This is a genomic window from Lamprocystis purpurea DSM 4197 (assembly GCF_000379525.1).
Lineage (GTDB): Bacteria > Pseudomonadota > Gammaproteobacteria > Chromatiales > Chromatiaceae > Thiodictyon > Thiodictyon purpureum.
Window position 1 is genome coordinate 1 of sequence record NZ_KB902456.1, and the last position, 1681, is coordinate 1681.

3 protein-coding genes are annotated in these 1681 nt (G+C 66.0%); 2 read left to right on the top strand and 1 reads right to left on the bottom strand.

The window, feature by feature from the left end; genetic code table 11:
- The coding region (locus A39O_RS32755) for a hypothetical protein (RefSeq protein ID WP_040527562.1) at positions 1–383 on the bottom strand (383 nt) is incomplete at its 3' end.
- A 161-nt stretch (positions 384–544) separates the two neighbouring features.
- Between A39O_RS32755 and A39O_RS0108915 the strand changes: the two genes are divergently transcribed.
- Positions 545–1414 (top strand): hypothetical protein, encoded by an 870-nt coding sequence (locus A39O_RS0108915; protein ID WP_020504322.1) that lies wholly within the window; start codon positions 545–547, stop codon positions 1412–1414.
- Positions 1411–1681 (top strand): hypothetical protein (locus tag A39O_RS32760; RefSeq protein ID WP_020504323.1); only part of this gene is annotated, 271 nt, incomplete at its 3' end. The genes A39O_RS0108915 and A39O_RS32760, both read left to right, overlap by 4 nt.

The window sequence follows — 1681 nt, forward strand, 5'->3', positions numbered from 1 at the left end:
TGCACCTGGCGGATGCGGGTCAGCAGCACGGCATTGAGGATCGGCGTCTGCTCGACCATGGCGCGCAAGGCGTCGGTGTTCAACACGCTGGGCCGTTCGTAATACTCGCCGAACGCCAGGGCTTGCAGGGGGTCGAGGCGGACCGATTGCATTCCGGTCTTGGCGCGGGGCCGTCCCATGAAGTCGATCGCCTGGGCTTTGCGCAGGATGGCGGCGTCCTGCTGCGCGTACTGATCGGCGATGAAGTCGATGACCGGCGCGAGGTCCGCCCGCGGGATCAGGTCACTTGGCGTCGGCAGGTAGGTCTGCTGCAACTGCCCCAGGGCGTCGTTGCGTTCGTCGTGAGGGGCGCGCGGATCGTGCGCGGTGGCATACGTCGTCATAGAGGCCGGTCCAATCAGGTGGCGGGAGGACGGGCTCCGACCGCCCGGACGGTGCCGCTGCGGTGATGATGGCGTCACGACACGCGCGCGTCGTGACGCCATGCTGTCGGTATGAAGCCCAATGATCGACCCCGCGCTGTCGTGACGCCACACTGCCGCCCATGAATACGAGCAACGATGTCCTGGTGGTGTCCGGCCTGTTCAAGGCGCGTCCGGCCGAAGAGGGCGGCGAGCGCATCCTGTACATGGAGGCCAGCAACGAGCACCTGGATCTTCAGGGCGAGCGGGTGTTGGCGAAATCGCTGCAAGCGTCCAGTGACTATTTCCTGCGCTATGGCGTGATCGACTTGGACCATCGCACCCAGCGCAGCGCGGCGGTGGGCGATAACCCCTATCTGTGGGCCATCGGCCAGCCGATTGCAGTCACGGGCGATGACACCCGCACGCTGGTCAAGGCGCAACTGTACCGCGGCGATAGCCCGGTGGCGGCCAATGCGAACATGGTCTGGGACTCCATGACCAAGGTGACGCCGCCAACGCCCTGGTATCCGAGTGTGGCCGGTCATGTGCCGAGCGGCGGCCGGCAGGTCGATCCGGTGACCCAGGAGACTACGGTCACCAGCGTGTTGTGGAGCAACATCGGCTTGTCGCGCACCCCGGTCAATACCATGGTCCCGCCCGCGGCCGTCATGGAGGCCGGGGTCCTCGCCAAATGCCTGATGGGCGGCGCGGCGATCAAGGCCCTGGAAGCCGGCTACGGCACCGACGTGGCGACCCTCACCGGCGGCGCGGCGGTGCGGGTCGAGTCGATCGATCCGGCCCCGCAGGTCATCCAGCCCCAGGTCGACTATGTCCCCGTGCGTGAAGCCTTGGCGCGCTACCTGCGCAGCGGCGGCGAGCCCCGGCCGCAGTCGATGGCGGAGCATTTGATCCATTCTTTCCATGTACCGCCCGACGAGGCTTCCGGCTGGGTCGAGCGCTTTTTGCGCGATGTATTGGCGCATACACAGAACCGGAGAAGCATCGGATGAGCACTGCAAACACTGAGTTTGACGCGCTGCTGGAGGACCTGACCACGCTGCAAAAAGCGGTCAAGTCCCCGGAGCCGAAACAGGACGACGAGGCGAAGATCCTCGCGGCGGCCAAGGATGAGGACGACCAGGACGACCAGGACGACAACGAGGACGATGATGATGACGACGACGCCCCCGATCGCGCCGGCGATGCTGATGACGACGACGAGGATCGCCCCATCAGCAAAGCCTTCGCCGTCACCCTGTCCGACGGGTCCAGCGTCG

Coding starts and splice junctions, on each gene's coding strand:
- A39O_RS0108915 (WP_020504322.1), top strand. CDS start 545: ATGAATACGAGCAACGATGTCCTGGTGGTGTCCGGCCTGTTCAAGGCG.